This is a genomic window from Haloparvum sedimenti (genome assembly GCF_001462205.1).
GTDB classification, from domain to species: domain Archaea; phylum Halobacteriota; class Halobacteria; order Halobacteriales; family Haloferacaceae; genus Haloparvum; species Haloparvum sedimenti.
Genome location: NZ_LKIR01000139.1, coordinates 101611 through 127018, shown reverse-complemented (window position 1 = coordinate 127018; position 25408 = coordinate 101611). Strand labels below are relative to the sequence as shown.

Annotated in this window: 24 protein-coding genes and 2 tRNA genes; 20 read left to right on the top strand and 6 right to left on the bottom strand. The window is 67.8% G+C overall.

Features of this window, described 5'->3' with window-relative positions; translation table 11 throughout:
* Window positions 1–141 precede the first annotated feature (141 nt).
* The 9 genes from AN233_RS14235 to AN233_RS14195 all read left to right on the top strand — a co-directional run bounded on the left by AN233_RS14235 (window position 142) and on the right by AN233_RS14195 (window position 8558).
* On the top strand, window positions 142–429 hold the full coding sequence (locus tag AN233_RS14235) for a hypothetical protein (protein ID WP_058367428.1): 288 nt from the start codon (window positions 142–144) through the stop codon (window positions 427–429).
* A 127-nt stretch (window positions 430–556) separates the two neighbouring features.
* Complete coding sequence (locus AN233_RS14230) at window positions 557–2620, top strand: ABC transporter substrate-binding protein (RefSeq protein ID WP_058367427.1); 2064 nt, start codon at window positions 557–559, stop codon at window positions 2618–2620.
* Between the two features lie 113 nt (window positions 2621–2733).
* The gene (locus tag AN233_RS14225; protein ID WP_218055101.1) at window positions 2734–3747 is read left to right on the top strand and encodes an ABC transporter permease; all 1014 of its coding nucleotides are present in this window, start codon (window positions 2734–2736) and stop codon (window positions 3745–3747) included.
* A gap of 2 nt (window positions 3748–3749) precedes the next feature.
* Window positions 3750–4700, top strand: coding sequence for an ABC transporter permease (locus AN233_RS14220; RefSeq protein WP_080508487.1), 951 nt, complete (start codon window positions 3750–3752; stop codon window positions 4698–4700).
* Between the two features lie 3 nt (window positions 4701–4703).
* A complete protein-coding gene (locus tag AN233_RS14215) occupies window positions 4704–5843 on the top strand; it encodes an ABC transporter ATP-binding protein (protein ID WP_176696701.1) in 1140 nt (379 codons plus the stop codon).
* Window positions 5819–7222: an ABC transporter ATP-binding protein gene (locus tag AN233_RS14210; protein ID WP_058367425.1), complete on the top strand. Its 1404-nt coding sequence runs from the start codon at window positions 5819–5821 to the stop codon at window positions 7220–7222. The genes AN233_RS14215 and AN233_RS14210 overlap by 25 nt, the downstream gene beginning before the upstream one ends.
* 1 nt (window position 7223) lies before the next feature.
* Window positions 7224–7775, top strand: a complete 552-nt coding sequence (locus tag AN233_RS14205; protein ID WP_058367424.1) for a hypothetical protein — start codon at window positions 7224–7226, stop codon at window positions 7773–7775.
* Window positions 7768–8223: a hypothetical protein gene (locus AN233_RS14200; protein WP_058367423.1), complete on the top strand. Its 456-nt coding sequence runs from the start codon at window positions 7768–7770 to the stop codon at window positions 8221–8223. Before AN233_RS14205 ends, AN233_RS14200 begins: the two co-directional genes overlap by 8 nt.
* Before the next feature lie 74 nt (window positions 8224–8297).
* Window positions 8298–8558, top strand: coding sequence for a hypothetical protein (locus tag AN233_RS14195; RefSeq protein WP_058367422.1), 261 nt, complete (start codon window positions 8298–8300; stop codon window positions 8556–8558).
* Between the two features lie 37 nt (window positions 8559–8595).
* On the opposite strand, the gene AN233_RS14190 is transcribed toward AN233_RS14195, so the two are convergent.
* From AN233_RS14190 to AN233_RS14175, 4 genes are read right to left on the bottom strand one after another with little or no spacing between them, the layout of a single operon-like run.
* Window positions 8596–8877, bottom strand: a complete 282-nt coding sequence (locus AN233_RS14190) for a hypothetical protein (RefSeq protein ID WP_058367421.1) — start codon at window positions 8875–8877, stop codon at window positions 8596–8598.
* 1 nt (window position 8878) lies between these two features.
* Window positions 8879–9403, bottom strand: coding sequence for a hypothetical protein (locus AN233_RS14185; protein ID WP_058367420.1), 525 nt, complete (start codon window positions 9401–9403; stop codon window positions 8879–8881).
* Window positions 9403–9648, bottom strand: a complete 246-nt coding sequence (locus tag AN233_RS14180; protein WP_058367419.1) for a hypothetical protein — start codon at window positions 9646–9648, stop codon at window positions 9403–9405. The genes AN233_RS14185 and AN233_RS14180 overlap by 1 nt, the downstream gene beginning before the upstream one ends.
* 29 nt (window positions 9649–9677) lie before the next feature.
* Window positions 9678–10031: a hypothetical protein gene (locus AN233_RS14175; RefSeq protein ID WP_058367418.1), complete on the bottom strand. Its 354-nt coding sequence runs from the start codon at window positions 10029–10031 to the stop codon at window positions 9678–9680.
* Window positions 10032–10789: 758 nt separating this feature from the next.
* Here AN233_RS14175 and AN233_RS14170 point away from each other — a divergent pair.
* Both AN233_RS14170 and AN233_RS14165 read left to right on the top strand, forming a co-directional pair.
* Entirely contained in the window at window positions 10790–12592 is a 1803-nt protein-coding gene (locus AN233_RS14170; RefSeq protein ID WP_058367433.1) for an SLC13 family permease, read from the top strand.
* Window positions 12593–12668: 76 nt separating this feature from the next.
* Complete coding sequence (locus tag AN233_RS14165) at window positions 12669–13613, top strand: Gfo/Idh/MocA family protein (RefSeq protein WP_058367417.1); 945 nt, start codon at window positions 12669–12671, stop codon at window positions 13611–13613.
* Between the two features lie 225 nt (window positions 13614–13838).
* Here AN233_RS14165 and AN233_RS14160 read toward each other — a convergent pair.
* Window positions 13839–13911 (bottom strand) — tRNA-Asp (locus tag AN233_RS14160).
* A 29-nt stretch (window positions 13912–13940) separates the two neighbouring features.
* A tRNA-Asp gene (locus AN233_RS14155) sits at window positions 13941–14013 on the bottom strand.
* A 283-nt stretch (window positions 14014–14296) separates the two neighbouring features.
* Here AN233_RS14155 and AN233_RS14150 point away from each other — a divergent pair.
* The 9 genes from AN233_RS14150 to AN233_RS14110 all read left to right on the top strand — a co-directional run bounded on the left by AN233_RS14150 (window position 14297) and on the right by AN233_RS14110 (window position 25285).
* Entirely contained in the window at window positions 14297–14527 is a 231-nt protein-coding gene (locus tag AN233_RS14150) for a DNA-directed RNA polymerase subunit H (RefSeq protein WP_058367416.1), read from the top strand.
* Window positions 14524–16089 carry a DNA-directed RNA polymerase subunit B'' gene (locus AN233_RS14145; protein WP_058367415.1) on the top strand — a complete coding sequence of 522 codons (1566 nt, stop codon included), beginning with the start codon at window positions 14524–14526 and terminating at the stop codon, window positions 16087–16089. Before AN233_RS14150 ends, AN233_RS14145 begins: the two co-directional genes overlap by 4 nt.
* 2 nt (window positions 16090–16091) lie before the next feature.
* Window positions 16092–17921: a DNA-directed RNA polymerase subunit B gene (gene rpoB / locus AN233_RS14140; RefSeq protein WP_058367414.1), complete on the top strand. Its 1830-nt coding sequence runs from the start codon at window positions 16092–16094 to the stop codon at window positions 17919–17921.
* Window positions 17922–17939: 18 nt separating this feature from the next.
* The gene (locus AN233_RS14135; protein ID WP_058367413.1) at window positions 17940–20864 is read left to right on the top strand and encodes a DNA-directed RNA polymerase subunit A'; all 2925 of its coding nucleotides are present in this window, start codon (window positions 17940–17942) and stop codon (window positions 20862–20864) included.
* Window positions 20857–22083, top strand: a complete 1227-nt coding sequence (gene rpoA2 / locus AN233_RS14130; protein ID WP_058367412.1) for a DNA-directed RNA polymerase subunit A'' — start codon at window positions 20857–20859, stop codon at window positions 22081–22083. Before AN233_RS14135 ends, rpoA2 begins: the two co-directional genes overlap by 8 nt.
* Complete coding sequence (locus AN233_RS14125; RefSeq protein ID WP_058367411.1) at window positions 22083–22502, top strand: NusA-like transcription termination signal-binding factor; 420 nt, start codon at window positions 22083–22085, stop codon at window positions 22500–22502. Before rpoA2 ends, AN233_RS14125 begins: the two co-directional genes overlap by 1 nt.
* A gap of 639 nt (window positions 22503–23141) precedes the next feature.
* Window positions 23142–24023 (top strand): DUF7537 family lipoprotein, encoded by an 882-nt coding sequence (locus AN233_RS14120; protein WP_058367410.1) that lies wholly within the window; start codon window positions 23142–23144, stop codon window positions 24021–24023.
* A gap of 198 nt (window positions 24024–24221) precedes the next feature.
* Window positions 24222–24650, top strand: coding sequence for a 30S ribosomal protein S12 (locus AN233_RS14115; protein WP_058367409.1), 429 nt, complete (start codon window positions 24222–24224; stop codon window positions 24648–24650).
* Window positions 24647–25285: a 30S ribosomal protein S7 gene (locus tag AN233_RS14110; protein WP_058367408.1), complete on the top strand. Its 639-nt coding sequence runs from the start codon at window positions 24647–24649 to the stop codon at window positions 25283–25285. Before AN233_RS14115 ends, AN233_RS14110 begins: the two co-directional genes overlap by 4 nt.
* The last annotated feature ends 123 nt before the right edge of the window (window positions 25286–25408 follow it).

Here is a 25408-nt window from a genome sequence, read left to right as displayed (position 1 = left end):
GAGAATTCCGTGAACTTGCGCTGATGTGTGCAGTATACAACATCAGGAAGGCCGCGGAACAGCAAATTCCACTCCCTTCAGGTGATTAAACACGGCCGTTCGATCCGACGGTTTTTGCGTTGCGCACGTCGAATGTCGCCCATGGGCATGACTACTCGGGGGGTACTCGCGGTGATCGTCGTGGTACTCATGACGGTCTCGATGGTCGTCTCGCGCCGGGGGAGCGGTACCCTCGCCGCATGGCTGTTAACCGTCAGTTTCGCGGTCGCAGCGAGCTGGGCTGGGCTCGGAGTCGTCTGGACCCACCAGAACGGTCCGGAAGGAGCGATGACGCCGCAGCTGTACGCGAGCCTCGCCGTCACCGGGCTGGCGTTCGCGCTCTACTTCGGCGTGCGCGCGAGAAACAGCGAGGAAGCATTCGACAGCTAATGGGCGAATTCGGTGACGATCCGGCAGCCAACGTCTCTTTATTCAAAAATATCTCGAGAGAATAAATCTCTCCGTCGGGGTATCACCGAAAGGTACTTACATCCAGAATTACAGCGAAATGCAAGGCATGTCAGACGATGACACCACTGCCACCAGTAGCAAGCGACGTCCGTTCCTCAAGGCCGGCGCCGGTGCGGTCGCCGTCTCGCTCGCCGGGTGTACCGGCGACGGCGGCGGCGAGGGGACGGAAACCGAACCGCAGGGAACGGAGGAGATAACGGAGTCGACTCCGGGCGAAGCCGGTGAAGGCGACGTTCCGGAGGGTGGCTCCTTCCGCTTCGGGATGAGCAACCCGCCGGAGGGCGTGAACCCGATGGCGACCTCCTCCTCGTACTCGTGGACCGTGCTCAGTGAGATCATGGGCTACGGGACGGCGCTCGACCCCGTCACGTTCGACGTCCAGCCGAGCGCGTACACCGACTGGACGGTCGAGAACGTCGACAGCGGCGAGCCGGACGTCTACTTCAACATCCGCGAGGGGATCACGTGGAGCGACGGGGAGGAGTTCACCGTCGACGACGTGCTCTTCACGTACAACTTCATCATGGAGGCGAACCCCGGCCGCTACGCGTCGACGGTCGCGCCCATCGAGACCGTCGAGGAGGCGGACAACGACTGGGACGTCCACCTCAAGCTCGCGAACCCGGTCGGGACCTACGACAGCCAGCAGCTTCAGCTCCCGCTCCTTCCCGAGCACCGCTGGAGCGACGTCTCCCCGGAGGACTTCACCGAGTACCAGCCGCAGGAGAACACCTACGAGGTCGACGGCCAGGAGTACCTCGGTCCGGTCGGTCTCGGTCCCGGGCGGCTCTCCCGCTACGAACCCGACACGTCCGTCGAGATCGAGTACCGCGACGACTACACGCTCAACGACCTCGAGTGGTACCAGGAGCACGAGAACCTCCGCGCGGGCGGTCCGTTCCTTGACAACGTCCGCATCAACATCTACGGCTCGTCCGACGCGCTCCAGCAGGCGTTCATCTCCGAGGACGCCATCGACGCGCTGTACGGCTCGGTTCTGCCGGCGAACATTCCGGACGTCGAGGAGAAGGAGGGTGCCCGCATCGTCACCGGCTCCGACACCGGCTACGCGCACTACTCCTTCGAGATGCGGACGACGCCGTTCGACGACACGATCTTCCGACAGGCTGTCGGGCTGGTGTACGACCACATCTACTGGATCAACCAGCTGAACCGCGGGACGGTCCAGCGCGGGGCGTTCACGATGCCGCCGGGATACACTGCGGTCCGTCCCGAGACGGAGATCGACGCGGAGATCAACGAGCACCCGGCTTCGAAGGCGTTCGACTTCCTCGAAGACCAGCCCGGTGTTCCCGACTACGCGTCGATCAAGGAATTCCTCCAGAACGGCGTTCCGATCACGGGAGAATCCGCGGAAGGGGACAACCAGGTCATCCCCGGCCGCGACTACCCCGGTTCGATGACGGGCGTCACGACGGACGACATGGAGGCCCGCCACGAGTACACGTGGGACTCGGTCGAGTCCGACATCCTCGCCGACGAGCCTGGCGTCGAGGAGGAGATCCGGGTCAACGGCGAGACGATCACCGAGATCAACGGCGAGCCACTCCAGATACTGATGTACCCGCCGCAGGACTCGCCGCTCGGCACGCAGATGCTCGAGGACTGGGTGAGCAAGCTGAAGGCTCTCGGCATTCCGGTGGAGCGAAACGTGATGACGTTCAACACCATGCTCACCGAGGTGTACACGAACGTCAACTTCGGCGCGTTCCCCATGTCGTGGACAAACCTCTCGCCGTTCGGTGCGCCGTCGCTGGAGGGGCTGTTCCACAGCAGTCAGGCGCACGGTCCCGACGAGATCGGCGAGACCGACGCCAACAACGCGATGGGCTACGGCACCGAAGGACTGCCGGGCGCGGACGACCTCATCGACGAGGCGCTCCAGACGATGGACACGGAGGAGCGCAACGCGGTCGCGCGGCAGGCGGTCGAGAAGATCTATCTGGATGCGCCCTCGCAGATCAACAGCCACGAAATCCCGCAGTGGCCGGTCAACGAGGCCGACTTCGAGGGCTACGTGGGGGGGATCCCGAGCCCGGGTGACTCGTACGTGAGCGTCCAGTTCTCGCAGATTCACCAGGCCGAGTAACCCCGCCGTCGCTGTCCGGGTTTTCACTTTTCCGTGCCGAAACGCCTCGGACGGAGAAGAGCAAAAGTTAACCCCACACAAATACCCACAAGCAACACCCTACACAGACCCAAATGGCCAGAATTAGTCTCCGATACCTCGCGTATCGATTGGTCGTCTCGTACTTCGTTATTCTCGGGATCATGACGCTTGCTTTCCTGCTGTTGCGGCTCATGCCGGGGACGTTCGCGGACGCGCTGGTGTCGCCGGACATGCCGCGCGAAGCACGGGAAGCGATCGTCGAACAGTACGGCTTGAACGAACCGCTGTGGCGGCAGTACCTCGCGTTCATGGTGAACTATCAGACCGGTCAGTTCGGCTGGTCGCCCACCTACGGGACCGAGGTGTGGTCGCTCATCGAACGGCGGCTCCCGCGGACGCTCGTCCTCTTCGGAGCGTCGTTCATCTTCGGGTACATCATCGGCCCGCTGGTGGGGATGTACCTCGGCTGGTGGCGCGGCACCAAGCGCGACAAGTCGGTCTTCGCGGCCGGGCTCGTCGCGTACTCCATGCCCGCCTTCTGGATCGCGTGGCTGCTCATCTGGCTGTTCAACTACGAGCTCGGCTGGCTGCCCAGCTCCTACATGATGTCACAGTACCCCGACGATCCCTCCCTGCTCGCGCCGTTCGAGCAGTGGACGTGGTGGCGCGCCATCGTGGACGTGCTCCACCACATCGCCCTGCCGCTCTTCAGCATCATCTCCGTCGGATGGGTGGGGGCGATGTTAGTGATGCGGACGCAGATGAACACGGTCGTGGACTCCGACTACGTCTACCTCGCGAAGGCGAAGGGGCTCTCGGAGCGCACCGTGATGATCAAGCACGCGGCCCGCAACGCGCTGATCCCGGTGGCGACGCAGGCCATCGTGGGCGTCGCGTTCATCATCGACGGCGCGGTGATCATCGAGTACGTCTTCTCGTGGCCCGGGATGGGCGCGCTCATCGTCGACACCGTGCTCCGTCGCGACTATCCGACCGCGCAGGCGGTGTTCTTCATCCTGGGCGTGCTCATCGTCGTGATGCGGCTGCTGACGGACATCGCGTACACGTATCTCGACCCCCGGATCAGCTTCGAGGGGGGTGAGTGATCATGGCTACTGGATCTTCAAACTCGCGCCTGGAGGCGTATAAGGAGAAGTGGGGCCCCAAGGTCGACCGTTACAAGCGGGTCTGGGGCCGCTTCGCACAGCATCGGCTCGGCGTGATCGGGCTGTTCATCCTCGTGATGTACGTCATGTGGGCGATCGCCCCGAGCTGGTTCGCCCCCCACTCGACTGAGTGGACGGCGTACCTCGGAACCGATCCGGGACGCATGACGCCCCAGCAGATCGACTCGCTGCCGCATCCGCCGGCGTTCGGCGACCCCTTCTTCGCGCCGATGGGGACGACCGATCAGGGGAAAGACGTGATGACGGAACTCGTCTACTCCGCGCAGAACGCGATGTACATCGCGCTCGCGGCCGGACTCCTCTCCAGCCTCGTCGGCGTTCCGCTCGGGCTCATCTCGGGCTACTACGGCGACACGTGGATCGACGAGTCGATCCAGCGGCTCGCGGACATCACCTACGGGCTGCCGTTCCTCCCGCTGCTCATCGTCCTCGTGGCGATCCGTGGCGTGAGCACGACCAACATCATCCTCGGCATCGTCGTGAAGTCGTGGGTGAACAACTGCATCATCATCCGGGGCGAGACGCTGAGCCTGAAGGAGCGCTCTTACGTGGAGTCCGCGAAGGTCGCGGGCGCGTCAGACACGCGCGTCATCTTCAGACACATCCTGCCGAACGTCCTGCCGCTGACGTTCGTCTACCTCGCGCAGGACGCGGCCGGCGCCATCCTCGCGGAGGCATCGCTGGCGTACCTCGGCCTGTCGGACTTCACGGCGTACTCGTGGGGCATCATGCTCGAACAGATCCAGAACCGCGGCTTCGTGTTCGAGGCCTGGTGGTGGCTGCTGCCGCCGGGCATCGCCATCACGATGATCGCGGGCGCGTTCTACTTCATCGGGTTCTCGATGGAGGACGTGGCGAACCCCCAGAGATAACATATGGCTGACCATCTACTCGAAATCAACGACCTGAACGTGCGGTACCGCATGGATGGACCGGACGTCCACCCCGTCGACGGCGTCTCGCTGACCGTCGACCACGGGGAGACGTTCGGGCTCGTCGGCGAGTCCGGTTGCGGGAAGACGACGCTCGCGAAGTCGATCATCCAGCTCCTCGACTCGAACGGCGACGTCGAGAGCGGCGAGATCTGGTTCGACGGCACGCTGCCGGCCTGGACGGACGAGCGCGGCGAGGTGCGCCGCGACGTGGTCGAGGACCCACAGTACCCGGTCCGCGAGGACGGCATGACCAACCTCGCGGAGCTCTCCCTCGAACAGATCCGCGACGTTCGCTGGCGGAACGTCGCGCTGATCCCGCAGAGCGCGCTGAACGCGCTCAACCCGGTCTACAAGGTGGGCGACCAGATCGTCGAGGCGATCACCCGCCACGAGCCCGGGACCGACGTCGAGGAGGCTCGCGGTCGCGCCCGCGACCTGCTCGAACGCGTCGGCATCGACCGCGAGCGCGCGGACGACTACGCCCACGAGTTCTCGGGCGGCATGAAACAGCGCGCGGTCATCGCGATGTCGATGGCGTGTAGTCCGGACCTGCTGATCGCGGACGAGCCGACGACCGCGCTCGACGTGATCATCCAGGACCGCGTGCTCGACGAGATCAAGAGCCTGCAAAACGAGTTCGACGTGGCGATGCTCATCGTGAGCCACGACATCTCCGTGATGGCGGAGACGTGCGACCGGATGGGCGTGATGTACGGCGGGAAGATGATGGAGTCGGGGACGACCGAGTCCATCTTCGAGCGGACGGCGAACCCGTACACGCTCGGGCTGCGCAACTCCTTCCCGACCGTCGAGGAGGACCAGGAGCAGCTCGTCTCCATTCCGGGAACGCCACCGACGCTGCGCGACCCGAACCCGGGCTGTCGGTTCGTCGACCGCTGTCCGTTCGCGGTCGAGGAGTGTCGCGACTCCCACCCGCCGATGTACGATGTGGACCGCGCGCTCGGGGAGGCGACGGACGAGGTCGCCCACGAGTCGGCCTGTTACCGGCTCGACGACCTCGAACAGGTGCAGGAAGACGCCGCAAAGGAGGAAACATGGCTACAGCAGACGACCCACTAGTCGAGGTAGAGGGACTCAAGAAGTGGTTCGACACCAGCGAGGGCGTCATCGAGCGCCTGCTCGGCACCGGTACGAACCCGGTCCGCGCGGTCGACGGCGCCTCCTTCAGCATCGAGCGCGGCGACGTGATGGGCGTCGCCGGGGAGTCCGGCTGCGGGAAGACCACGCTGGGCAAGCTGCTGGTGAAGCTGTACGACCCCACCGAGGGGTCGATCCGGTTCCACTTCGACGACGCGACCTTCGACGTGACGGACATGACCCGCGAGGAGGAGACGGAGTTCCGCCAGCGGGTCCAGATGATCTTCCAGGACCCCTTCGAGTCGCTCAACCCGCGAATGACGGTGTACGACACCGTCTCGGAGCCGCTCCGGATCAACGAGATGTACGACTCCTACCAGGAGCGCCGCGAGCGCGTCGTGGAGACGCTCAATGACGTGGGGCTCGCGCCGGGCGACGCCTACCTCGACTCGTTCCCACAGGAACTGTCTGGCGGCGAGCGCCAGCGCGTCGCCATCGCGCGCGCGATGGTGGTCGATCCGGACTTCGTCGTCTGTGACGAGCCGGTGTCGATGCTTGACGTCTCCATCCGCGCGGGCGTGCTCAACCTGATGAAGGACCTGCAGGACGAGTACGGCCTGACGTACCTGTTCATCAGCCACGACCTCTCGCTGATCCGGTACATGTGCAACAAGACGGCGATCATGTACCTCGGCGACATGATCGAGTACGGGCCAACGGGGGAGATCGTCGACAACCCGAAACACCCCTACAGCGAGGCGCTGTTCGACGCGGTTCCGGTCGCGGACCCGACCCGCGACCGCAAGCGCGCGAACGTCACGGGGGACATCCCGAGTCCCCGGAACCCGCCCAGCGGCTGCAAGTTCCACACCCGCTGTGCGGAGATCATCCCGCCGGAGGGGTGGCAGGGGAGCCAGAACGCCTTCCGTCGCGTGAGCACGTTCAGGCGCCGCGTGCTGAACGGCCTCTCGACCGAGAACCTCGACGTGGACCCCGAGGCGGAACCGGACGACCGCGTCCGCGACCGCCTGTTGAGCGAGGGACTCACGCTCGACCAGCTCCCCGAGGAGTACAGACACGAATCCGAGCTCGGAATGGACGAGGGCGGCGTCGACATCTCGGCGCTGGAGATCCCCGGCGACGCGATGGCGACCCTGGAGGAGACGGCTGACCACCTCGTGGCAGGAGACGCCGATGCGGCCGCCGACCGGATCCGGTCGGAGTTCGTCTCCAAGTGCGAGACGGACCGGCCGGACCTGCGTTCGGCCAGCCGAAGCGTCGAGGCGGCGTGTCTCCTCTACACGGAGGGGGACCGTCGGTCGTCCGAAGACGGAACCGCGTCCGCCCCCGCTGACGACTGAGATGGTTCGGTCCCCCTCGCCGCGGTCCCTCCTGCTCGTCGGCTCGTTCGCGCTGCTGGTCGCGCTCACCGTCGGCGGCGCGCTGTCGACGAGCGCGGCGGTCACCGCCCACATGGAGGCGTCCACGTCGGTCGAGGCACAGGTCGCCGGGATCGAGCCCGCGGACGGCGGCGCCGTGACCGTCCGGCTCCGCGTCGAGAACCCGACCGAGGCGGACATGCGGTTCGACGCGGCGTGGCTCCCGGTCTCGGACGGCGAGGAGGTGGTCGCCAGCACCGCCGGCCGGAGCATCGACCCCGTCGCGGTGCCCGCGGGCGAGACCGTCACGTTCGGGATCCGCGCGACCGGTGAGGACGTCTCGACGGAGCGGCTCCACGCGGCGGCCGAGGCGGACCGCCTCTCGGCCGACGGCCGGTTGACCGGCACCATCGTCGACCGCACCGTCAACGTGGATGTCACGGACGACCGGGCGGCCGCGGGCGGGAGCGACGGGACGACCGAGTCCGACGACACGAGCGGAACCGACGGAGCGGACGGAGGAGACGATGCGTAACGAGACGCTCGGCCGCGAGCGGCTGGTCTGCAACATCCACGTCGATCGCCGGACGGCGTTCCTGATCCGGTCCGGCGCGGTCGGCCTGCTCGTCGGCGTCGTCGTTGGGCTCGCGACGTTCATGGCCGGCCACGAGGACCTGATGCCGGCGGGTGACCATCGGATCGCGCTGGCCGCGGTGGCGCTCGCGGGTGTGTACGCGCACCTGCTCACGAACGGGCTCCGCGAAAGCGTCGCCGCGGCCGGCGTGGCGTTCGTCGTCGGCGCGGCGGTGTGTATCGGCGCGTGGCTCTGGCCCGTCTACGCGCTCGGCTACTCGGGCGCGGTCGCGGAGCTCGTGGGCGCCCCGCGGCTCCGTGACGCCGTCGTGGACGTGCTGACGATCCAACTGCTCGTCTTCGGCGGGGGCTACCTCGCGGCGGTGACGTTCGAGGGCGTCACGGAGTAACGGGCGCTCGCGTCACGATATCCCGGCTCGGACACCCCGAAACCCTCTTTCCGAGGGCTTTCCAACGTCGGCGCATGGCACGGGACCTCCCGACCGAGGAGAAGGACGCCAAGGACCGGGGCATGTTCGCGCGTCGGAACGAGGACCCCACGCTCCCGAGCTACCTCTCCTCGCTTTTGTACGTGCTGTCGGTGCCGGCGCTCCTCCTGCTGTCGTTCGGCGGCTACTGGGCCGGTCTGTACGGCTACGGCGCGGTGGTCCCGGCGTTCGGCGGGCTGCTCGTGGCGCTGCTCGCGGTCACGTTCGGCCTGATGCACGTGTTGACGGGGCGGTGACGGGACGGCGACCGGCGCGTGAGCGCTTCGCCCCCAGTCACCGACCGCCCGCGTCCGCGCCGAGCGCGTAGAGGAACAGCGCGCCCAGCGTGCCCGCCAGCAGCCCGATCTCGACCGCGGTCGGCGTCCCGGTCCCGCCGCGGGAGAGGTAGCTCCCGATGCTGGCGAGCGTCGCGAGATAGGGGAGTCCGAGCGCGGCGTAGAGCTTCGCGCGTCGGCTCGTCATCGCCGCGAGGACGCGACGCCCCGCGGCGACTGCGCAGTGGCCGAGCGCGAGGAGGCGCCGACCGGCCGCGGCGAGCGACGAGCGAAGCGACACCTCAGTAGGGGACTTCCTCGTGCTCGCAGAACACCGGCTCGGTGACGAGGTTCGTCACCAGCGCGAGCAGCGAGACGGCCTCGCCGGGGTCGACCGCGGGCGTCTCCGCGTCGAGGTCGCCCGACCACGCCGCCAGCGAGACGCCGAGCCGGACGCGCCAGTCGTGGACCGTGATCAGCCACTCGCCCGGTTCGTCCTCGCGGGTGACCTCGAAGAGGTACTTGAACGTCTCGTCGTCGCGCCACGAGATGTCCTCGCCGGCGGCGTACTCCTCGAACTGCGGCGTGCCGAACAGCTGGACCAGCCGGTAGAGTGCGGTGCCGATGTCGGTGTCGCCCGGCGCCATCGGGTCCGGGTTCAACTCGACGTAGGCGTCCACCTCGTCGGCGTCCAGCAGGTTCACCTCGCGGAGCTCTTCACCTGCCTCGCGGCGGTCGCGGATCGCGTCGGGGGCGACCGGCTCGACGACGAACTCGCCGAGCGCCTCCAGATCTGGCGTCTCGGGGTGGTCGCGGATCTCGTACATCAGTACGAGAAGTGCATGAAGCCCTTCAGCCCCGCGTATCCGAGAAGCGCCGAGACGAGTCCGGTCGCCAGTACCAGGAGGCTGTCGACGAGCGGGAGCTCGTGGGGCGCGAGGCCGTAGACGAACGTGATCCCGAGGATCAGGAGGATGTAGCCGATCGTCAGCCCCGCGACGCCGAGCAGCAGCGAGCCGATCCCGACGGGCTGGAGCGCGGAGGCGGGCAGACGTTCCTTGATCGTGCTCATGCGTTGGCGGTGCTACCGATTCCCACGATTTATTCCTGTTGGTTCTCGCGCTCGCGCGCCTCCAGGTTCTCCAGCGCCTCCTCGTCCAGCGGGGAGGCCGCGGGGTCGAAGCCGGCGTCCGGCTCCGCGTCCGGGGCGTCGCCGGTCTCCGCGCCGTCCTCGTCGGGTCCGGAGACGTAGTCGAGGTACTCGGAGGGGTGTGCGTCGAGGTTCCGCGCGACGAGGATCAGCGCGACGCCCGCGACGGTGTAGAACACCGGTGCGGGCGCGGTTATCGGCACTTCGCCCGCGACGACCGAGACGTGGAGCGCCTGTCCGACCAGCAGCGCCCCGGCGACCCAGAGGCCGGTCGCGATCGTCGAGGCGAGCCGCTTCGAGAGCATGGCCGTGCTCGGGCGGCCGGCTACTTGAGCGTACGGCACTCGGATGGGGCGGGTGATCGGAGCGTTTCTGGCTACGGCTGCTCGTCGGGAACTCGGGTTTCTGTGGCTGATCCTGCTGCTTGAGACAGCGCCGTCCAGAAAGCCCCAGCCGGCTCTCCGTACGATGCTTTTGTGACTGCTGCAGATCCTGCTCTTGGGGACAGCAACACCCAGAAAGCCCCAGCCGGCTCTCCGTACGATGCTTTTGTGACTGCTGCAGATCCTGCTCTTGGGGACAGCAACACCCAGAAAGCCCCAGCCGGCTCGACCGGCCGCGCCTCGTTGCGCTCCTCGCTCTCGACACCGCCCGCTGCGGTGCTTACGTCGTCGGGGCCGGTCGAGCCGGCTGCCCCTTTCAGTCCCACCCACCGCAACCGCCCCGCGACCGCACCGCAGCCTCGCACCTCCCCAGCCTCGGACTGGACGCGACCGCGGAACCGCACCACAGCGCGGTCGCGTCCAGCCCTCCCTCGCGCGGTCGCGGCGACACGCTCCGCGGTCGCCGCGGCACGCGCCGGCAGCACGGCACCGCGACCGCATCAGCACCGCGCCCGCATCAGCACCGCGACCGCACGGCACCCGCATCGCGACCGCACCAGTACCGCCTTCTCTCAACGTCTCCCCGGCAGACTTTTGTCCGGCCCTGCGGTCGGTCTTGGCGAATGATCGCCGCGCAGGGAGCGACCGGTCTCGGCGCCGTGCCGCCGCTGTCACCGTCGATGCTGGTCGTCTTCGGGGTCGTCGCGGCCGCGCTGGTCCTGTTCGTGACCGAGCCGGTCCCCATCGACATCGCCGCCATCGGCGTGTTGGTGACGCTCGTCGCGCTGGAGCCGTGGACCGGGGTCGACGCGACGACCGGCATCAGCGGGTTCGCCAGCACCGCGACGGTCACCGTCCTCGCGATGTTCGTGCTCAGCGAGGGGATCCGACGCTCGGGACTGGTCAACATCGTCGGCGACCGGATCGCCGAGCGCTACGGCGACAGCCCGTTCAAGCAGCTGCTCGCGGTGCTCGGACTCTCCGGGGGGACGGCCGGCTTCATCAACAACACGCCGGTCGTCGCCATCATGATCCCGATGGTGACGACCATCTCCAAGCGCACGGGCGTCTCGCCGTCGAAGCTCCTGATGCCCGTCTCCTTCGTCGCCATGCTCGGCGGCACGCTGACGCTGATCGGCACCTCGACGAACATCCTCGCGTCGGACCTGTCTGCTCGCCTGATAGACCACCCGTTCTCGATGTTCGAGTTCACGCAGTTGGGGGTCATCGTCCTGGTGACCGGCGGGGTGTACATGGCCACCGTGGGACGGCTGCTGATCCCCGAGCGAATCAAGGTGACCGACCGGCTCGTCGAGGAGTTCGAGATGACCCAGTACCTCACGGAAGTCGTCGTCCGCGAGGACTCCGTGCTGGTCGGGCGGACGGTCGAGGACAGTCTCGCGGACCTCGACGTGGACGCCGACATCGTCCAGCTGATCCGCGGCGACCAGGCGTTCACCGAGCCGCTGGCGCGCAAGGAGGTTCGCGCGGGCGACATCCTCGTGCTCCGGACCGACCGCGAGAGCCTGCTCGGGCTCATCGACGCGGAGGGGCTGGACCTGGCTCCGGACGCCGAGGTGACCGACGAGGTCCTCGACGCCGAGGCCGCGGGGGTCGAGCCGGCGGTCGAGCAGAGCCTCGTCGAGGTGGTCGTCTCGCCGGAGGCGTCGCTGGTCGGGGAGACGCTGGAGACGCTCAACTTCCGCGGGCGGTACGACGCGACCGTCCTCGCGATCCGGCGCGGCGGGCGGATCATCCACGCGCGGATGGACGAGCGCCGGCTCCGCGGCGGCGACACCCTCCTCCTGCAGGCGACCGAGGAGACGATCGACCGGTTCGCGAACGACCGCGACTTCGTCGTCGCCCGGGAGCTCACCCGCCCGGACTTCCGCACCGAGCGCATCCCGGTCGCGCTCGGCATCGTCGGCGCCGTGGTCGCGGTCGCGGCGCTCGACGTCCTCCCCATCGTCATCAGCGCGCTCGCGGGCATCGTCGCGATGGTCGTCACCGGCTGCGTGAAGCCGAACGAGGTGTACCCCGCCGTCGACTGGAGCGTGATCGTCCTGCTGGCCGGACTGATTCCGCTGGGCGTGGCGATGGAGCGCTCCGGCGCGGCGGCGTGGCTCGCGGAGGTCGTGGTGCTCGCGTCCGGGTCGCTCCCGCCGCTGGCGGTGCTCGGCCTGTTCTACCTGTTCACCGCGCTGGTCACCAACGTGATCAGCAACAACGCCAGCGTCGTCCTGATGATCCCGGTCGCGGTCGACGCGGCGCAGGCGCTCGGCGCGAACCCCTTCTCGTTCGTGCTCGCGGTGACGTTCGCGGCCTCGACCGCGATACTCACCCCCATCGGCTACCAGACGAACCTGATGGTGTACGGTCCCGGCGGCTACAAGTTCACCGACTACTTCCGCGTCGGCGCGCCGCTGCAGGTCCTGTTGACCGTCGTGACGACGCTCGGGATCGCGTTCTTCTGGGGCGTCTGAAGTCTCCCCCGGCCGCCTCTTCCGGCCGCGTCTCGGGAACGAACCCGTCTTCAACCGTCGTGCCCTCGCTCGGAGCATGTACGACGCCGCCGTGGTGGGCTGTGGCGTGATCGGGCAGCGACTCGCCGACGCCTTCGCGGCACACGACCGGACCGCCCTCGTCGCGGTCTGCGACCTCGACGCCGACGCGGCTGCGTCGCTGGCAGACGAACACGGCGCGGCCCCCTACACCGACCTCGACGCGATGCTCGACGAGGCGTCGCCCGACCTGGTCCACGTGGGAGTCCCGCCGGTCGCGCACTTCGACGTGGTCGACGCGGCGCTCGACGCCGGGGCGCACGTCATCTGCGAGAAGCCCATCGCGCCCACCGCCGCCGAGGGCCGCGAACTGGCCGCACGCGCGGCCGAGACCGACCGCGTGACCGCGATCAACTTCCCGTTCCGCTACACGCCCGGGTTCCGGGAGCTGGTCGACCGAGTGGCGGCCGGGAAGATCGGCGACCCCCGGCGGCTCTCGCTCCGGTTCCGGTTCCCGCAGTGGCCCCGTCCCTGGCAGGACGTGGGCTGGCTGGAGGGGCGCGAGCAGGGCGGGCCGACCCGCGAGGTGGGGAGCCACTTCCTGTTCGGCGCGCTGGAGCTGTTCGACGACGTCGCCGTCGTCGACGCGATTCGCGAGTTCGGCGGGCCGAAGGCGTGCGAGACCGCCGTTCTCGCGCGGCTCGACGCGGACGGCGTCGCCGGCTCCGTCGACCTGCTGACGGACTGTGCCGGCGAGGAGGAGAACTCGCTGACCGTGGAGGGGACCGACGGCGCGCTCGCACTCGCGGACTGGCGGACGCTCGTGGCCGACCCGGGGACCGACGACGAGCGCGTGGTCACGGACGCGGACGGCGAGACGACGCTGACGCTCGTCGACGAGATGGTTGCGGCGATGGACGGCGCGGACGCGGACCTGGTCGACTTCGAGACGGCGCTCGCGGTCCAGGAGCTCGTGGACGACCTGCTGGGGATCGAGGAGTAGCCGGTCGATCGCGGTCGATCGTTCTCCGCGCGTCGAAGCATCCGCAGGCGAGAAACCGCGGCCGCGTCGCTCCGCGGTCGAGAAATCGAAAACGCCCGGAGCGGGATTTGAACCACGGTCGTTCGCTCGCCGGGGCTCGCGTCACTCCCTGATTCAGAATCCCGTCGGCCTCTCGTCGCCGCAGAACTCGACTCGCTGCGCTCGTCGGTTGGCGGCGACGGAAAACGCCCGGAGCGGGATTTGAACCCGCGTCACGACCGTGACAGGGTCGTATGATGGGCCACTACACCATCCGGGCTAACAGGCAGCGGTCCCGAAGAACGGGAACGCCCGGAGCGGGATTTGAACCCGCGTCACGACCGTGACAGGGTCGTATGATGGGCCACTACACCATCCGGGCTTGCTGCACTCAGGCGTAACCGTGACTCGCAGATAAGGCTTATCATCCGTCCCCGTCGTGTGGTGCGGTCTCACCGTCCCGCGGCGCCGCTCGGGGGTCCGATGCTCGAGCGCCGCGTGACGACTGGCGTCATGCTTTTATCCTCCCCCGGCGTGTTCCCGAGTGTCACTCGCCCCTCGTCCCGGTTAGCGGCGCGCCCCGCCGCGCTTGACAACTCTTATGAGCGTGCGTGAGATAGAGAACTGTAGTATCTCGTGATAGCTTCTCCCAACCACCAGCACCCATGGTAGACGTAAGCCAACACGAACTCGTCCCGGACCACGTCCTGCTCGACGACCCCGAGGAAGTCGAGGAGGTCCTGGCGGAGTACAACGTGAAAAAGACGAACCTGCCGAAGATCAAACGCACCGACCCCGCGGTGCCGGACGCCGCGGAGGTCGGTGACGTGATCAAGATCGTTCGAGAGTCGCGAACGGCCGATCAGGCGGTCGTGTACCGGCTCGTCATCTCATGAACAGACAAGACCTACGCACGGTCTCCCGGGAGTACTTCTCGGACGACCGACTGGCCGAGCACCACTTCCGATCGTTCAACAACTTCCTGGGTCGCGGGATGCAGGACGTCGTCGACGAGAAGGAGCGTATCGAGACCGACATCGGCGACAAGGAGGGGCAAGAGCCCGTCTACGTCGAGCTCGGTGACGTCCGCATGGTCACCCCCCGCGTCCGCGAGGCCGACGGCTCCGAGGAGCTGCTCTACCCGCAGGAGGCGCGGCTCCGCAACATCACCTACTCGGCGCCCGTCTTCATGGAGATGTCCATCGTCCGCGGCGGCGAGGACGAACCGGAGACGGTCGTCGACTCCACCGAGACGAAGGTCGGTCGGATGCCGGTGATGGTCGGCTCGGACAAGTGCAACATGGCGGGCTTCTCCGACGAGGAGCTCATCGACATCGGCGAGGACCCCGTCGACCCCGGCGGCTACTTCATCGTCAACGGCTCCGAGCGCGTGCTGATGACCTCGGAGGACCTGGCGCCGAACAAGATCCTCGCGGAGTACGACACCAAGTACGGCGACGAGATCCAGGTCGCCAAGACGTTCTCCCAGCGCCGCGGCTACCGCGCGCTGGTGCTTTGCGAGCGGAACCGCGAGGGGTTGCTGGAGGTCTCGTTCCCCTCCGTCTCCGGCTCCATCGACTTCGTGACGCTGGTCCGTGCGCTCGGGCTGGAGTCCGACGAGGAGATCGTTCACCGGGTCTCCGACGACCCGGAGATCGTGAAGTACATGCTGGAGAACTTGGAGGAGGCCGAAGTGCAGACCGAGGAGGAGGCCATCGAGGAGCTCGGGAAGCGCGTCGCCTCCGGCCAGGGGAAGAACTACCAGCTCAAGCGCGCCAACTACGTCATCGACCGCTACCTCCTCCCGCACCTCCACGAGGAGGGCGTCGAGGACGAGGACGTGCGCATCAACAAGGCGTACTACCTCTGTCGGATGGCCGAGGCGTGTTTCGAGCTGGCGCTCGACCGCCGCGAGTCCGACGACAAGGACCACTACGCCAACAAGCGGCTGAAGGTCTCGGGCGACCTGATGAAGGACCTGTTCCGGACGGCGCTCAACAAGCTGGCCCGCGACGTGAAGTACCAGCTTGAGCGCGCCAACATGCGGAACCGCGATCTCACCGTCAACACGGTGGTCCGCTCGGACGTGCTGACCGAGCGGCTCGAACACCCCATCGCGACGGGCAACTGGGTGGGCGGCCGGTCGGGCGTCTCCCAGCTGGTCGACCGCACGGACTACATGGGCGTGCTCTCGCACCTGCGCCGGCTGCGCAGCCCGCTGTCGCGCAGTCAGCCGCACTTCGAGGCGCGTGACCTCCACGCGACCCAGTGGGGTCGCATCTGTCCCTCCGAGACGCCGGAGGGGCCGAACTGCGGTCTGGTGAAGAACTTCGCGCAGGCGATGGAGCTCTCCCAGAACGTCGAGGACGAACAGGGACTCAAACGAGAACTGGCGTCGATGGGTGTCGAGGGGATCCCCGGCATCGAGGGCGTCGACCGACAGACGGCGGACGACTAACAATGGCTCAGGCAGAACGCGAGGCGAAAGTCTACGTCAACGGGAGCTTGGTCGGGACCCACCCGGACCCGAACGAGCTCGCAGAACAGATCCGAGAGGCGCGGCGGCGCGGCGACGTCTCCGAGATGGTCAACGTCTCGGTGAAACAGCGCACCCGCGAGGTCATCGTGAACGCGGACGCCGGACGCGCCCGGCGCCCCCTCATCGTGGTCGAGAACGGCGAGCCCCTGCTGTCCGACGAGGACGTCGAGGCCGTCGAGAACGGTGAACTCGACTTCGAGGACCTCGTCGACCGCGGCTACGTCGAGTTCATCGACGCCGAGGAGGAGGAGGACATCTACGTCGCCGTCGACGAGGAGGACGTCACCGACGAGCACACCCACCTCGAGATCGACCCGCAGCTGATCTTCGGCATCGGCGCGGGGATGATCCCCTACCCCGAGCACAACGCCAGCCCGCGGATTACCATGGGTGCGGGGATGATGAAGCAGTCGCTCGGCATTCCCTCGGCCAACTATCGGATCCGGCCGGACACGCGGCAGCACCTGATGCACTACCCGCAGCTGTCGATGGTCAAGACCCAGACCACCGAGCAGATCAACTTCGACGAGCGGCCGGCCGCCCAGAACTTCACGGTCGCGGTCATGTCCTACGAGGGGTTCAACATCGAGGACGCGCTGGTGATGAACCAGGGGTCGGTCGACCGCGCGCTCGCCCGTTCGCACTTCTTCCGCACCTACGAGGGCGAGGAGCGGCGCTACCCCGGTGGTCAGGAGGACCGTTTCGAGATCCCGAGCCAGGACGTTCGCGGCGCCCGCGGCGAGGACGCGTACACCCACCTCGACGAGGACGGCCTCGTCAACCCCGAGACGAAGGTGGACGAGTCCTCGGTGCTGCTCGGCAAGACCTCCCCGCCGCGCTTCCTCGAGGAGCCGGACGACATGGGCGGGCTCTCGCCCCAGAAGCGGCGGGAGACCTCCGTCACCATGCGCTCGGGCGAGGACGGCGTCGTCGACACCGTCACCCTGATGGAGGGCGAGGACGGCTCGAAGCTCTCGAAGGTGAAGGTCCGCGACGAGCGGATTCCCGAGCTGGGCGACAAGTTCGCGTCCCGACACGGCCAGAAGGGCGTCGTCGGCCACCTCGCGCCGCAGGAGGACATGCCGTTCACAGAGGAGGGCGTCGTTCCCGACCTCATCATCAACCCGCACGCGCTCCCGTCCCGGATGACGGTCGGCCACGTGCTGGAGATGCTCGGCGGGAAGGTCGGCGCGCTGCGCGGCAGCCGGGTCGACGGCACGCCGTTCCAGGGCGAGGACGAGGAGGAGCTCCGCGGCCAGCTGGAAGAGCACGGCTTCAAGTCCTCCGGCAAGGAGGTCATGTACTCCGGCGTCACCGGCGAGAAGATCGAGGCGGAGATCTTCGTCGGGACGATCTTCTACCACAAGCTGTACCACATGGTGTCGAACAAGCTCCACGCCCGCTCGCGCGGGCCGGTGCAGGTGCTCACGCGCCAGCCCACCGAGGGGCGCGCCCGCGAGGGTGGCCTCCGCGTCGGGGAGATGGAGCGCGACACCGTCATCGGGCACGGCGCCGCGATGGTGCTCAACGAGCGCCTGCTTGAGTCGTCGGACGCGGAGACGGTCCACGTCTCCGCGGAGACCGGACTGGTCGCGGTCGAGGACCGCGAGCAGCGCCGGATCTACGACCCGGTGACCGGCGACGAGGACGACATCCACGAGCTGGAGGTCAGCTACGCGTTCAAGCTCCTGCTTGACGAGATGATCGCCCTGGGGATCCGCCCCCGGCTCGAACTGGAGGACGCGGTCTAGGAGGTCTCACGAATGTCAATGCAGACACCCAAACAACTCGGCGGCATCAACTTCGGGCTGATGGACCCGGAGACGTATCGCGACATGTCCGCGACGAAGGTCATCACGGCGGACACCTACGACGACGACGGCTACCCCATCGACATGGGGCTGATGGACCCGCGACTGGGCGTCATCGACCCCGGGCTGGAGTGCCGGACCTGCGGTCGCCACTCGGGCTCGTGTAACGGCCACTTCGGCCACATCGAGCTGGCGGCGCCGGTCATCCACGTCGGCTTCACGAAGCTCATCCGGCGGCTCCTCCGCTCGACGTGCCGGGAGTGCGGCAAGCTCTCGCTCACGGAGGAGGGGCGCGCGGAGTTCGCGGACCGCTTCGAGCGCGCAGAGGAACTCGGCGACGACCCCCACGACGTGCTGAAGGCGGCCGTCCGGCAGGCCCGGAAGGCCTCCTCGTGCCCGTACTGCGGCGAGCCGCAGGCGGACATCAAACACGAGAAGCCGACCACCTACTACGAGGTACAGGACGTGCTCTCGGGCGACTACTCCGAGCGCATCGCGCAGGCGATGCAGCCGGACGAGGAGAACGACGAGCCCGGCACCACGCCGAAGGAGCTGGCCGAGAAGACCGACATCTCGCTGGAGCGCGTCAACGACATCATGGCCGGCGAGTTCCGTCCGCGGAAGGAGGACCGCCGCGCCATCGAGCGCGCGCTCGACGTGGACCTCACCGAGGAGGACATGAACAAGCTGATGCCCTCGGACATCCGCGACTGGTTCGAGGACATCCCGGACGAGGACCTGGAGGCGCTCGGCATCGACTCGGAGGACTCCCGCCCCGAGTGGATGATCCTGACCGTGCTCCCCGTCCCGCCGGTGACCACGCGGCCGTCCATCACGCTCGACAACGGCCAGCGCTCCGAGGACGACCTCACCCACAAGCTGGTCGACATCATCCGCATCAACCAGCGGTTCATGGAGAACCGCGAGGCGGGCGCCCCCCAGCTGATCATCGAGGACCTCTGGGAGCTGCTCCAGTACCACGTCACGACGTTCGTGGACAACGAGATCTCCGGCACGCCGCCGGCCCGGCACCGCTCCGGCCGTCCCCTCAAGACGCTCTCGCAGCGCCTGAAGGGGAAGGAGGGCCGCTTCCGCGGCTCCCTCTCGGGGAAGCGCGTCAACTTCTCCGCCCGGACCGTCATCTCGCCGGACCCGACCCTCTCGCTCAACGAGGTCGGCGTCCCCGACCGCGTCGCCACCGAGATGACCCAGACGCTCAACGTCACCGAGCGCAACCTCGACGAAGCGCGCCAATACGTCCGGAACGGCCCCGAGAGCCACCCGGGCGCCAACTACGTGCGCCGCCCCGACGGGCGCCGCCTGAAGGTGACCGCGAAGAACTGCGAGGAGCTCGCCGAGAAGGTCGAGGAGGGGTGGGAGGTCAACCGCCACCTGATCGACGGCGACATCGTGATCTTCAACCGGCAGCCCTCGCTGCACCGGATGTCCATCATGGCCCACGAGGTCGTGGTGATGCCGTACAAGACGTTCCGGCTCAACACCGTCGTCTGCCCGCCGTACAACGCGGACTTCGACGGCGACGAGATGAACATGCACGCGCTCCAGAACGAGGAGGCCCGCGCGGAGGCGCGCGTCCTCATGCGCGTCCAGGAGCAGATCCTCTCGCCGCGGTTCGGCGAGAACATCATCGGCGCCATCCAGGACCACATCTCGGGGACGTACCTGCTGACGCACACGAACCCCGAGTTCACGGAGACGCAGGCGCTGGACCTGCTGCGCGCCACCCGCGTCGACGAGCTGCCCGAGGCGGACGGCGAGAACGAGCAGGGGCCGTTCTGGACCGGCCGGACGCTGTTTTCGGAGCTGTTGCCGGACGACCTCGACCTGGAGTTCACCTCCTCGACGGGCGACCGCGTGCTCATCGAGGACGGTCAGCTCGTTGAGGGGACCGTCGACGAGGACGCGGTCGGCGCGTTCGGCGGCGACGTGGTCGACACGATCACGAAGGCGTACGGCGAGACGCGCGCCCGCGTGTTCATCAACGAGATCGCGGCGCTGGCGATGCGTGCGATCATGCACTTCGGCTTCTCGATCGGGATCGACGACGAGTCCATCCCGCCGCTCGCCGAGGAGCAGGTCGACGAGGCGATCGACAGCGCCTACGACCGCATCGAGGAGCTGATCGAGACCTACGAGGCCGGCGAGCTGGAGAGCCTGCCGGGCCGGACGGTCGACGAGACGCTGGAGATGAAGATCATGCAGACGCTCGGGAAGGCCCGCGACTCCGCGGGCGAGATCGCCGAGGAGCACTTCGGCGACGACAACCCGGCCGTCATCATGGCGCAGTCCGGCGCCCGCGGCTCGATGCTGAACCTCACCCAGATGGCCGGCTGCGTCGGTCAGCAGGCGGTTCGCGGCGAGCGCATCAACCGCGGCTACGAGGGCCGCACGCTCGCCCACTATCAGGAGGGCGACCTCTCCGCTGAGGCGCACGGGTTCGTGGAGAACTCCTACCGCAACGGGCTCACGCCGCGTGAGTTCTTCTTCCACGCGATGGGCGGCCGCGAGGGCCTGGTCGACACGGCGGTCCGGACGTCGAAGTCCGGCTACCTGCAGCGCCGGCTCATCAACGCGCTCTCCGAGCTGGAGGCGCAGTACGACGGCACGGTGCGGGACACCTCCGACACCATCGTCCAGTTCGAGTTCGGCGAGGACGGCACCTCGCCGGTGAAGGTCTCCTCCGGCGACGAGAGCGGTCTCGACGTCGAGGGGATCGCCGACCGCGTCCTCTCCGCGGAGTTCGCGGACGACGAGGAGAAGGAGCAGTTCCTCGGCCGCGAACAGCCGCCGACGAACATCTCCGAACACGCCGGTCCCGGGCTTAACAAGGCGCAGGGACTGGGGGTGGACTCCGATGACTGAGTACGACCACGTCACCGACGACATCGAGGCCATCGTCGAGGACACGGACCTCCCGCGGCGGCTGAAGGAGGACGTGTACGAGACCCTCGAGGCGAAGGCCGAGGAGTACGGCGGGGTCTCCAACGAGCAGGCGACCGACATCGTCACGGGCGTCGAGAACCGCTACCTCGAGACGCGCGTCGACCCCCTCGACCCGGTCGGCACGGTCTCCGCGCAGTCCATCGGGGAGCCGGGGACGCAGATGACGATGAACACGTTCCACTACGCGGGCGTCGCGGAGATCGACGTCACGCAGGGGCTCCCCCGGCTCATCGAGCTGGTGGACGCCCGGAAGACCCCGGACACGCCGATGATGACGGTGTTCCTGGAGGACGAGTACGCCGAGAACCGCGAGAAGGCCCACGAGGTCGTCTGGTCCATCGAGTCCACGAAGATCCTCGCGCTCGGTGACGTCTCCACGAACGTCGCGGACATGCTGGTCCGCATCGACCTCAACGAGGAGACGCTGCTGGAGCGGTGGCCGACCCACGACGACCCGAGCGAGGTCGCCGGCATCGTCGCGGAGACCATCGAGGACGCGCTCGGCGTCGACACGCGTCAGGCGGGCACCGCCATCGAGTTCGGCCCGGACCAGCCGAGCTACCGCGAGCTGCTCCAGCTGGTCGAGCAGCTCCGCGACGTGGTGTTCAAGGGGATCGAGGACGTCACCCGCGTCGTCATCCGCAAGGAGCAGACCGACGAGGGAGAGGAGTTCGTCCTCTACACCGAGGGGTCGGCGTTCGGCGACGTGCTCGACATCGAGGGCGTCGACGCCAGCCGCTCCACCTGCAACAACATCCACGAGATCCACCGCAACCTCGGGATCGAGGCCGCCCGCGAGGCCATCATCAACGAGACGATGGACACGCTGGAGGAGCAGGGTCTCGACGACGTGAACGTCCGCCACCTGATGCTGGTCGCGGACATCATGACCAACAACGGCGAGATCGAGTCCATCGGCCGGCACGGCATCTCCGGCAACAAGGACTCGGTGCTGGCACGCGCCGCCTTCGAGGTGACGGTGAACCACCTGCTCGACGCCGCCATTCACGGCGAGCGCGACGACCTCGACGGCGTCATCGAGAACGTCATCGTCGGGAAGCCGGTCTCCATCGGCACCGGCGACGTGGACCTGCGCATGGGCTCGCGGGTCACGGGCTCGAAGCCCGCCGACGACTGATGCGGGTCGAGCTCTCCGACGAGGCACGGCGGTACATCGGCCGGTTCGACGAGCTGACCGGCGTCACGCCGAAGGACTGCCTCGTGGAGGGCGACCGGCTGGTCTTCCTCGTCCCCGCGGGGGAGATGGCCGAGGCGATCGGCCAGGCCGGACAGACCGTCGAACGCGTCGAGGACGAGCTCGGGCGGACCGTCGAACTCGTCGAGGACGCCGACACCGCGGAGGCGTTCGTCGCGAGCGCGCTCTCGCCCGCGGCCGTCCGCGCGGTGACGCTCTCCGAGCAGAACGACCGCGTGGCGTACGTCGAGGTCGCCGAGAAGGACCGCGGCGTCGCCATCGGTAAGGAGGGACGCAACATCGACACCGCGCGCACGCTGGCGAAGCGCCACTACGACGTGGACGACATCCAGCTGACCTAGACGCGGACGTTTTTGATCCAGTTTTCTGTTGTGGCCTTTGGATAGTTCTCGTTTCTGTTGCAGATCCTGCTGCTTGGGGCAGCAACGTCCAGAAAGCCCCAGGCGGCTCTCCCTACTACTGATCCATCTCGCTTGTCGATCCTGCTGCTCTGGACAGCACCACCTCGAAAGCCCCAGCCGGCTCGACCGGCCGCGCCTCGCTGCGCTCCTCGAACAGTCGCGGCGACACAGGGTCGCCGCGGGACTGCGGTGCTTACGTCGTCGGGGCCGGATCGAGCCGCCTGCCCCTTTCAGTCCCGCCCACCGCCCCGCGACCGCACAGCACTGCAGCCTCGCACCTCCCCAGCCTCGGCGGCGGCGCGGCCGCGAAACCGCAACACGCCGCAAGGCGGCCGCGCCGCCGCCTCCACCGAAAATCGGAGATTTTCGAGCAGCCGGCGTGCAGTAGCGCGCCGGCGACCTCGCGCGCGTTTCTCGCGCGCGCCGACAGCACAGCACCGCAGTGGCGCGGTTCCACGCCGTGTCGTCACCGTGGTGTTGATCGCGGTCGCGTTCGGCGCTCGCGTTCGGATCGTTCGGCCGGTTTACGACCGCGAACGGACCCGGTCCCTTTTAGCTCCGAGGGGCATCGCCGTAGCCATGCACCGACGCAGGCTTCTCGCGGGCGCGGCCGCGCTCGCGACGACCGGGTTGGCCGGCTGTTCGAGCGAGGGCGGGGATGGCGAAGGGGACGGAACCGCCGAGCAGACGGAGACGGCAACGTCCTCGCCGACGCCCGTTCCGGCTGAGGACGTCGAGTGGCGCGATGGCGACGCGCTCGCGGCCGAGACGCTGGCGGAGGTCCACGGCGACGCGGTCGTCGAGGCGGGGAGCGTCCGCGTCTTCTCCGAGGCGGACACGGAGTACGGCGGCGAGGAGCGGCCCGACCAGTGGCTCTTCTCGCAGACGTACGACGCCCGGTTCGAGCGCGAGCGCGAGCGGCAGTTCCTCGAACAGGACATCACCGAGGTCGACGAGACGACCACGGCCTACATCGCGGACGGGACCGCCTACTACCGGCTCGCGACGGACGCGGAGACGCGCTACCAGTCGGAGTCGGTCGACCGGACCACCGCGGAGTTCGACGCGGAGATGCGCCGCGAGGCGCTGGCGGGCGTCGGCGGCCTCGACGGCTGGAACCTCACCGTCGACGGCGCGACGACCCACGAGGGCGTCGCGGTGACGCGCTTCACGGCCGACGCGTACGAGCCCGAGCGCACCATTCCCGAGACGGTCGAGTCGGCCGCGGCGACGGTGTTGGTCGACGCGGACGGGGTCGTGCGGTACATCGAGCAGACGTGGGACGGGACCCACGCCGGCGAGGATGCGACGATCACGATCACCATCGAGTTCGAGGGGATCGGCGACACGACCGTCGCGGAACCGGCGTGGCTCGACGAGGCGCGGGACGCGAGCGACGGGGGCGACGGCGGGACCGCGACCGAGTCCGCGCGGCTGCGCGGCGGGGCGACGTTGCGATAGCGGTTCGGTAGCAACCCCTCCGTTTCCGGTCGAGACGGATTCTCCGCGCGGCTTATCGTCCAAGCGGCACGGAGCGACCGTCGGACGGGAAAAGGACGGCCGCAGATCCGTCGAGAGGTACCGCTCGCGGCTTTTGAGACCGTCTCGCTGGACGGGAATGAGGGCGTTTAAGTAGCTCCGTTCGGAAGTACGGGTACGATGGCGAACGGCAAATACGCGGCCCGTCAGCTCAAAAAGGACCGGCAGCAGCGTCGCTGGTCCGACACCGAGTACGCTCGGCGCGAGCGCGGGCTCAAGAAGAAGTCCGACCCCCTCGAGGGCGCCCCGCAGGGTCGCGGGATCGTCTTAGAGAAGGTCGGTATCGAGGCAAAGCAGCCGAACTCCGCGATCCGAAAGTGTGTCCGCGTCCAGCTCATCAAGAACGGGAAGCAGGTCACCGCGTTCTGTCCCGGTGACGGCGCCATCTCGTTCATCGACGAGCACGACGAGGTCACCATCGCCGGCATCGGCGGTGCGAAGGGTCGCGCGATGGGCGACCTCTCCGGCGTGAACTACAAGGTGGAGAAGGTCAACGGCGTCGCGATGCTCGAACTGGTTCGCGGGAACGCGGAGAAGCCCGTCAGATGAGCGAGAGCGAGGAGAGCGCCGACGTCGAGGCGCAGGAACCCGAACCGGACGCGCCGGCCGCCAGCGAGCAGGCCACGGAGAACGCCCTGCTATTCGGCGAGTGGGACGTCTCGGAGATCGCCTACGAGGACCCGAGCACCCAGCGCTACATCAACGTGACCCCCATCGCGCACACGATGGGCCGTCACGCCGCCAAGCAGTTCAAGAAGTCCGAGATCTCCATCGTCGAGCGGCTGATCAACCGCCTGATGCAGACCGAGGAGAACACGGGCAAGAAGCAGCAGGCGACGCGTATCGTGCGCGACGCCTTTGAGCTCGTCCACGACCGCACCGAGGAGAACCCCGCGCAGGTGCTCGTCACGGCCGTCGAGAACGCGGCCCCGCGCGAGGAGACCGTCCGCCTGAAGTACGGCGGTATCTCCGTCCCGAAGGCCGTCGACGTGGCCCCGCAGCGCCGCGTCGACCAGGCCCTGAAGTTCATCGCGGACGGCGTGCAGAACGCCACCTACAAGTCCGCCACCCCCGCCGCGGAGGCGCTCGCCCAGCAGCTCACCGGCGCCGCCGACTACGACATGCAGGCGTACCCGATCTCTCAGAAGGAAGAGCGGGAACGCGTCGCGGCCGCGGCCCGCTAACGCGGGGATTCTTTCTCTCCGATTTCTTCTCGACACGCCGGGAGCCGCGCGTTCAGACCGCGTAGGCCCGCGTCGCGTCGACGAGCGCTTTTCTGTAGTCGCTGGTCGAGGGGTCCGGGCCGA

Bases quoted from the DNA above. Each gene is read 5' to 3' on its own strand.
- AN233_RS14235 (WP_058367428.1), top strand. From the start codon at position 142: ATGGGCATGACTACTCGGGGGGTACTCGCGGTGATCGTCGTGGTACTC.
- AN233_RS14230 (WP_058367427.1), top strand. From the start codon at position 557: ATGTCAGACGATGACACCACTGCCACCAGTAGCAAGCGACGTCCGTTC.
- AN233_RS14225 (WP_218055101.1), top strand. From the start codon at position 2,734: ATGGCCAGAATTAGTCTCCGATACCTCGCGTATCGATTGGTCGTCTCG.
- AN233_RS14220 (WP_080508487.1), top strand. From the start codon at position 3,750: ATGGCTACTGGATCTTCAAACTCGCGCCTGGAGGCGTATAAGGAGAAG.
- AN233_RS14215 (WP_176696701.1), top strand. From the start codon at position 4,704: ATGGCTGACCATCTACTCGAAATCAACGACCTGAACGTGCGGTACCGC.
- AN233_RS14210 (WP_058367425.1), top strand. From the start codon at position 5,819: ATGGCTACAGCAGACGACCCACTAGTCGAGGTAGAGGGACTCAAGAAG.
- AN233_RS14205 (WP_058367424.1), top strand. From the start codon at position 7,224: ATGGTTCGGTCCCCCTCGCCGCGGTCCCTCCTGCTCGTCGGCTCGTTC.
- AN233_RS14200 (WP_058367423.1), top strand. From the start codon at position 7,768: ATGCGTAACGAGACGCTCGGCCGCGAGCGGCTGGTCTGCAACATCCAC.
- AN233_RS14195 (WP_058367422.1), top strand. From the start codon at position 8,298: ATGGCACGGGACCTCCCGACCGAGGAGAAGGACGCCAAGGACCGGGGC.
- AN233_RS14185 (WP_058367420.1), bottom strand. From the start codon at position 9,403: ATGTACGAGATCCGCGACCACCCCGAGACGCCAGATCTGGAGGCGCTC.
- AN233_RS14180 (WP_058367419.1), bottom strand. From the start codon at position 9,648: ATGAGCACGATCAAGGAACGTCTGCCCGCCTCCGCGCTCCAGCCCGTC.
- AN233_RS14175 (WP_058367418.1), bottom strand. From the start codon at position 10,031: ATGCTCTCGAAGCGGCTCGCCTCGACGATCGCGACCGGCCTCTGGGTC.
- AN233_RS14170 (WP_058367433.1), top strand. From the start codon at position 10,790: ATGCTGGTCGTCTTCGGGGTCGTCGCGGCCGCGCTGGTCCTGTTCGTG.
- AN233_RS14165 (WP_058367417.1), top strand. From the start codon at position 12,669: ATGTACGACGCCGCCGTGGTGGGCTGTGGCGTGATCGGGCAGCGACTC.
- AN233_RS14150 (WP_058367416.1), top strand. From the start codon at position 14,297: ATGGTAGACGTAAGCCAACACGAACTCGTCCCGGACCACGTCCTGCTC.
- AN233_RS14145 (WP_058367415.1), top strand. From the start codon at position 14,524: ATGAACAGACAAGACCTACGCACGGTCTCCCGGGAGTACTTCTCGGAC.
- rpoB (WP_058367414.1), top strand. From the start codon at position 16,092: ATGGCTCAGGCAGAACGCGAGGCGAAAGTCTACGTCAACGGGAGCTTG.
- AN233_RS14135 (WP_058367413.1), top strand. From the start codon at position 17,940: ATGCAGACACCCAAACAACTCGGCGGCATCAACTTCGGGCTGATGGAC.
- rpoA2 (WP_058367412.1), top strand. From the start codon at position 20,857: ATGACTGAGTACGACCACGTCACCGACGACATCGAGGCCATCGTCGAG.
- AN233_RS14125 (WP_058367411.1), top strand. From the start codon at position 22,083: ATGCGGGTCGAGCTCTCCGACGAGGCACGGCGGTACATCGGCCGGTTC.
- AN233_RS14120 (WP_058367410.1), top strand. From the start codon at position 23,142: ATGCACCGACGCAGGCTTCTCGCGGGCGCGGCCGCGCTCGCGACGACC.
- AN233_RS14115 (WP_058367409.1), top strand. From the start codon at position 24,222: ATGGCGAACGGCAAATACGCGGCCCGTCAGCTCAAAAAGGACCGGCAG.
- AN233_RS14110 (WP_058367408.1), top strand. From the start codon at position 24,647: ATGAGCGAGAGCGAGGAGAGCGCCGACGTCGAGGCGCAGGAACCCGAA.